Origin of the sequence: Streptomyces solincola, from assembly GCF_002982015.1 — a bacterium.
Taxonomy (GTDB): domain Bacteria; phylum Actinomycetota; class Actinomycetes; order Streptomycetales; family Streptomycetaceae; genus Streptomyces; species Streptomyces solincola.
On record NZ_PVLV01000492.1, the window covers coordinates 1 to 7,009 of the forward strand.

3 protein-coding genes are annotated in these 7,009 nt (G+C 77.3%); all 3 read right to left on the reverse strand.

The window, feature by feature from the left end:
- Positions 1-1,178, reverse strand: a 1,178-nt coding sequence (locus C6N75_RS25370; protein ID WP_146132672.1) for a serine/threonine-protein kinase, incomplete at its 3' end; no start/stop codon positions are given.
- Positions 1,179-1,730: 552 nt separating this feature from the next.
- Complete coding sequence (locus tag C6N75_RS25375) at positions 1,731-4,745, reverse strand: protein kinase (protein WP_105871208.1); 3,015 nt, start codon at positions 4,743-4,745, stop codon at positions 1,731-1,733.
- 230 nt (positions 4,746-4,975) lie between these two features.
- The coding region (locus tag C6N75_RS25380) for a serine/threonine-protein kinase (protein WP_407703273.1) at positions 4,976-7,009 on the reverse strand (2,034 nt) is incomplete at its 5' end.

A 7,009-nucleotide genomic window follows, 5' to 3' on the forward strand; every position in this document is an offset into this window, starting at 1 on the left:
CCCGGGAAGCGGCGCGCGTCCCGGCCGGGCACCCGCCCCGGAGCGCCCCGCGGGCCGCGCCCCGCGGTGCTGCCGGGATGCCGGCCGGCCGCACGGGCCGAGGCGGGGGCCGGCGCCCGCCCGGGGGCGCGGCCCCGCGCCCGCCGGGAACGCCGCTCGGCCGGGACCGCGTCCGCCGGACCGTGGCCGGGCGGCACGGCGTCGGCCACGTCCTGGCCATGGCCGTAGCCACGACCGTGGCCGTGGCCGTACGGCGGCCGGCGCCCGGAGCCGTAGGAGGTCGGGAGGCGGCCCCCGGCGCCGTACGGCAGGACCCCGCCGGGCAGCGGGGCGTACGGGGCGTACGGGGCGTGCTCGGCGCTGGTGTCGTCGTCCGCCCCCGCGTAGGCGCGGAGCAGCCGCTCTGCCTCGGCCGGACCCATCCGGCGGTCCGGGTCGCGCCGGAGCAGCCCGCGCACCACCGGCAGCAGCGGCCCGGCGGCCGCCGGCGGCCGGACGTCCTCCTCCACCACGGCGTGCAGCACGCCGCCCAGCGAGTCGCGGTGGAAGGGCGACTGGCCGGTCAGCGCCGCGCACAGCAGCACCCCCAGGGACCACAGATCGCTGGCCGGGCCCGCCCGGGCGCCCCGCATGCGCTCGGGGGCGGTGTACTCCGGCGACCCCACGAACATCCCCGCCTCGGTGAGGGTGGTCGAGCCGGCGAGCTGCGCGATGCCGAAGTCGGTGAGGACCACCCGCCCGGTGGCCTCCTCCAGCAGGACGTTGGCCGGCTTCAGGTCGCGGTGCAGCACCCCGAGTGCGTGCGCGGCCCGCAGCGCGCTCAGCAGCGCCAGGCCGAGGCGGGCCGCCTCGCGCGGGGCGAGCGGGCCGTGCCGGGCCAGGCGCTGGGCCAGCGACCCGCCCTCCACCAGCTCCATCACGATGTACGGGACGCCGTCCTCCTCGACGACGTCGTGGACGCAGACGATGTGCGGATGGTGGACCCGCGCGACGGCCCGGGCCTCCCGCAGCGTGGAGTGGGTCGCGGCGCCGGCGTCCAGGTGGAGCTCCTTGACCGCGACCCGCCGGCCGAGCAGCTCGTCGTACGCCCGCCAGACCGTCCCCATGCCGCCGCGCCCGAGACGTGCCTCAAGCAGGTACCGTCCCACGATCCGCCGCTGCTGCCCGGCTCCGGACACGGCACGTCCCCTCTGCTCGCGAAGTGGGCCCGCGAAGTGCTCTCCTGGCGCTCTCGTGACCTGCCCTCACCCGGCAGGCCGCGCCCGCCTGCCCCGCTGCCTGCCCGGCTGTCCGGCTGCCCGGCTGCCCGGCTGCCCGGCTGCCCGGCTGCCCGGGAGGCTGTCGCACGCCGTCTGATGCCGTCGTACGTCGTCGTCGTACGTCGTCGTACGTCGTCGTCGTACGTCGTCGTCGTCGTACGTCGTCGGAAGTCGTCTTACGTCGTCGGTAGCCGTCAGATGTACTTGCTGCCTTCGGATGCCGGCGCGCAGGTCACGGGACGGGCGGCCGGCCGGCCGGCCGGCGAGTCCGTCACCACCGCGGGAGGCCGTCCGGCACGCTCCGGTGCACCCGCCGGTTCACCCCGCACGGCTCCCCCGGTCCCGTACCCGTGCGGGATCACGCGCACACCGAGAGCCACACCGATCACGGCCGCGGAGCACCCGCTTTGGCCGGAACCGAGCGGTCGGCGGCGAGCCCGCGCCCCCGAGCAGGAAGGGACCGGCGGGGCGTCAGCGGGTGGGGCGGTAGGCGGTGACGGCCTGCTGGTAGATCTCGGAGACCCGGTCGCGCTCGCTCTCCGGGCCGATCACCTGGACCACGTGGTACCGGTCGCCGACGAGGATCGCCTTGTTGCGCACGTACACGTCGCGGCCGCTGGCGTCGGTCCAGGTGAACTGGCCCTCCGCGGTGGCCTGGCGGCCCACGTCCACCCGGCGGAGCCCGGTGGCGGTGGCCCAACTGGAGTCACGCCACGGTTGCAGCTCGGGCTCCTTGGTGCGCTGGTACTCCAGCGGGTCGGTCCCGGCCGACCGGGCGGTGTCGCGGCCGGGGACGACCAGCAGGGTGAAACCGTCACCGGTGAAGCGCACCTGTCCGGCGTCGTTGACCTGGCTGCGCTGCCAGCCCTTGTCCACCCCGACGCGGAAGCCCTCGGGGTCGTCCCGGACCGCGTAGCCGTCGGCCAGGTCGGGACCGCCGCCGGGCGGGACGGTGTTGGTGGAGGGCGCCTGCCCGCCCTCGGCGGGCAGGTCGTCCGGGGCCGCGTCGCCGCCGCCCGGCGCGGGGGCGGTCGGCGAGGCGGAGACCCCGGTCGAGGGACGGGCGGCCGGCTGCCCGGCTCCGTCGCCGCCGCCGTCCTCACCGGCCTTGGGCAGGAAGACCATCGCGTAGGCGATGGCCCCGGCCAGCAGGAGCAGGACCAGCAGCAGGAGGAGGCGGCCCAGGGAACGCGGGCTGCCGCCGCGTGCGGCCGCCGGCTTGGGCCGGCGCTCCGGGACGGGACGCGGGGCGGCGGGAGCGGCGGGAGCGGCCGGGGCCGCGGTCCTGGCGGCGGTCCGGGACCGGCGGTGCCGGTGGGCGCCGGACTGCGCGCGTCCCGCCCGACGCCGCCGCACCAGCTCGCCGCGGCGGCGGACCACCGGCAGCCGGGCGGCGTCCACCGCGGGCATCGGCACCACATGGGCGCCGGCGTCCGGTTCGGGCGCCGAGCGGACCAACGACCGGAGCCAGCCGCGCAGTTCCTCGATGTCCGGCCGCTCGGTGGGGTCCTGGCGCAGCAGCGACTCGACCACCGGGCGCAGCGGACCGCACTCCTCGGCGAACGCGGGCGGCTCGGCGCACACCATCTGGACCAGCTCGGCGGTGTTCTCCTCCGGGTAGGGGGCGTGGCCCTGCACGGCCCGGTACAGCAGCGCGCCGAGCGCCCACAGGTCGGTGGCGGGCCCGACCGGCGGGGCCAGCCGCCAGGTGCCGTGGACGGGGCCGGCCTGCTCCGGCGCCCAGCGCTCGGTGACGGCGCCCACGACGGCGATACGGGTCTGCCGGGCGCGCTCGGCGGCCAGCGGCGTCTCGGGGCCGCGGTAGCGCGGTGGCCCGGCGGGCGCGTCGCCCTCGGCCGCCGGCGCGGGGGCGGCGCCCCGCGCGGCCGCTGCCGTGGCCGGTACCGGCAGCCGCGGCTGCTCGCGGCGCTGGGCGTCGGCGCGCAGCGCGTCCCGGGTGCCGTACGGGGAGCGGCCGCCGCCCGCGGACACCGGTCCGCCGCCGCCCCCCGCGCCGCCCGGGCCGTCGCTCCACACTCCGGTCAGGTGCGCCCGCCGCGGCGGCTCCCCGTCACCGTCTCCGCCCCGGTCACCGTCCCTGTCCCGGCCCCCGTACGGCGAGTCGTACGACTGGCCGTACGACTCCTCGTCCTCGTCCTCGTCGTCGTCGGCCAGCCCCGGGGCCTGCGACCACCAGGGCGGCTCGGCCGCAGCGGCGTCGCCCGGGGGCAGCGCCGGCCCGGTGGGGCCGTCCTGGCCGGATGTCGGCGGAAGCGCGGCCCGGGCTTCGGCGGCGCGAGCGGCTGCCCGGGTGCCGGCGCTGTACGCGGCGATGGCGCCGGCCCGGACCGCCCGGGCGTCCGGCGGCCCGCCCGCGGCGGGGCCGGTCGCCGACTGCGACTGCGGCTGCGGCTGCGGCTGCGGCTGCGGCTGCGGCTGCGATAGCGCGGGGCCGGGGCCGAGCTGCTGGGGCAGCGCCGGCTCGAAGCCGGGCGCGAGCGCGGGCAGCCCGGACCCGCCGGACGTCCCGTACCCGTCGTATCCGCCGGGCGCCCCGGACCCGCCGCCGGCTTCGTAGCCGCGGCCGCTGCCGTAGCCCGGGCCGCTTTCGTAGCTCTCCTCCGCCTGGTGGGCGCGCCCGGGGTCGTCCGGCTCCGCGCCGGCGGCCTCGGCCATCCGTTCGTCGGCCTCGTACGCGCCCTCGTACTCGCATACGGGCTCGGTCTCGTACTCGTCCGCGTAGGCGGCGGCGTCCTCGTCCGCGTAGCCGGAGGCGTCGGCGGCGTCGGCGGGGTCGGGGGCGGGCAGCGGGTCGTAGCCGCAGAGAGCCTCCTCGGCGGCGCTCGCTGCCAGGCCGGTGAGGACCACCCTCCCGTCGTCGCAGACCAGCACCGTGCGGGCGGTGACGTTGCGGTGCGTCCAGCCGTGGGCGTGCAGCGCGCGCAGCGCGGTGAGCACCTCGGAGCCGATCTCGGCAGCGCGGTAGGGGGTGAGCGGCTGCTGTTCGAGTAGGGCCGACAGCGGGTGGCCGGCGACCAGTTCACTCACTATCCAGAGCGAGCCCGCCTCGGCGAAGACGTCGAAGACCTGGTCGAGCCGGGGGTGGTCGGGGATCTGGGCGGCGGCCTGCGCGGCCTCCACCGCTCGCCGCACGGCCGGGTCGGCGGGCCGCCGGGCGGCTGCCGGGCGGGCGTACGGATCACGGGCGTAGGGATCACGGGCGTAGGGGTCACGGGCGTAGGGATCGCCCGGGCCGTGGGGACCGCCGGGGCCGTGGGGATGGTCGGCGTACGGGTCGCCGGCGTAGGAGGTGTCGGCGTCCAGCACCTCCGCGTCCACGACCTCGGGCAGCGGCAGCCGACGGACCGTCACCTCCTGCCCGCTGTACGTGTCAAAGGCCCGGGTCTCGACCGGCTCGTACTCGTCCGAGGGTGTCAGCGGCAGCCGGTAGCGGTCGGCCAACACCCTGCCCGCGTACTCGTCCACGATGCCGCCTCCCCACGGAACTCGTCCTCCGGCCACCGGGGCCCTGCGGACCCGGCCGTCCGCACCCGGGTACCCGCAACCGGTCACCCGGATCGTACGCAACCGTCACATCCGGTCAGTCGTCACGCAGTTGCGGACTCTTCCCGGCATGGCACCGGCTGCGTACGGTCTCCGGCCTCTCACGATACGTGTCCCGGCCCGCCCCCGTGCCGGAACGAGCTGTCGGCTGCTCAGCCCTTGGGCGCGAAGGTGGCGAAGGCGGTGTCGCGCAGGGTGCGGCACTCCGCACCGTCCCACTCGGCCACCGGGCAGCTCACCATGATCGAATAACCACGCTTGGCGTCCACCTTGAAGCCGCGGTTGAGCACCCGTACCCGCTCGCCGTTCTCGTCGCGCTCGAACTGCCAGTCCGCGGTGGACGGGTAGCCGTTGTAGTCGACCTTGGCTATGCCGATGTGCCGGTAGTTGCTGCTGCTGGCCGCCACGCTGGTCCGGGCGAGGGTCCAGGCCAGGGCGGCGTCCGCGCGCGGCGAGCCGGTGAAGTCGACCTGGACACGCGGGTAGGGCGCGCCGCCCCAGAACTTCCCGCCCGAGTTGGTCCCGGCTATGCCCTTGAGGCTGAAGTCGGACGGCATGGCCATGGAGAAGCGGAAGCGGTCGTTGGTGACGGTGGTGTACCCGGCGGGCAGGGCCCCGCCTCCGCCCGGCTTGGCCGAGGGCTTGCCCCCGTCGCCCTCACCCTGTCCGTCGCCGTCCTCGCCGCTCTGGCCGTCACCGTCCTGACCGCCTTGGCCCGGGGAGCCGCCGTCGCTCGGGGCGCCGGAGCCGGACGCCCCGCTGGGGTCCGTCCCGGGCTGCCCGCCCTTGCCGTCCTGGCCGGAGCCGCCGGGGGTGACGTCCGCCCCGGCCGAGGCGGTGCGCTCCGCGCCGGGCTTGCCCTGGGCCTGGTCGTCCCCGCCGCCGCCGAACACCACGGCGAGCACCACGGCGACGATGACCAGCACCAGCACGACCGCGATGATCACCAGAGTGCGGCGCGGCACCACGTCGGTCAGCGGGGCGCGGGGCGGCGCCGCCGGGCCGCGGCCCGTGCCGTCGGACCGCACGGTGGAGGCGGCCCCGGCCCCGGCCCCGCCTCGGGCGGTACGGGACCGGGCGTCGGCGCTCTGCCGGTTCGCCGCCGCGGCCGCGGCCGCGTTGCGCACCGAGCGCAGCGCGCCGCGCATCCGCTCGGCCGCCGCCTCGGTGACCGGCGGCGCGACCCGCTCGGCGGGCGCGCCCGCCTGTCCGGCGCGGTCGCCGCCCCGGGAGCGCTTCTCGCGCTTCTCCAGCGGCGCGGGCGGCACCGGCGGCAGCGGGACCACCCGGGTGGCCTCCGGCGAGGACTCCTCGACGGGCGGCTTCTCGCGCATCCGGACGACCTTCTGGAGCAGCGCCCGCGCCCCGGCGTCGTCCAGCCGCTTGGCCGGGTCCTTCTCCAGCAGGCCGTAGATGACCTCGGTCAGCGGCCCGGCGTTCTTCGGCGGGTCGAGCTGCTCGGTCATCACCGCGGTGAGCGTGGCGATGGCCGAGCCCTTGTCGTACGGCGGGCAGCCCTCGGTGCTGGCGTACAGCAGGCCGCCGAGCGACCACATGTCCGCCGCCGGTCCGGGCTTGTGGCCGCGGGCCCGCTCCGGGGAGATGTACGAGGGGGCGCCGACGAGCATGCCGGTGGAGGTGATGGAGGGGTCGCCCTCGACCTGGGCGATGCCGAAGTCGGTGAGCACCACCCGGCCGTCGCCGCCGATCAGCACGTTGGACGGCTTGACGTCCCGGTGCAGGATGCCCTCGCGGTGCGCGGAGCGCAGCACGTCGAGGATGGCGAGGCCGACCTCGGCGGCGCGCTTGGGCGTGAGGACGCCGTCCTCACGTACCGCGTCCGCCAGGGACTTGCCCTCGATCAGCTCCATCACGATCCACGGGCGGTCGTCCTCGTCGACGACGTCGTAGACGGTGACCGCGCCGTTGTTGCGGATACGGGCGATGGCCTTGGCCTCGCGGAGGGTGCGCGTGATGAGGCGGCGCTTCTCCTCGTCGTCGATGCTGTTGGGGAAGCGCAGTTCCTTCACCGCGACCGTGCGGCCCAGCGTCTCGTCCACGGCGCGCCACACGGTGCCCATGCCGCCGCGGCCGAGCACGCCGTCCAGCCGGTACCGCCCGGCGAGCAGCCGCCCGCCCCCGGCCCCGCGCCCGCCCGAAGCCTTGTCACCCGCGCCCGTGGCGGG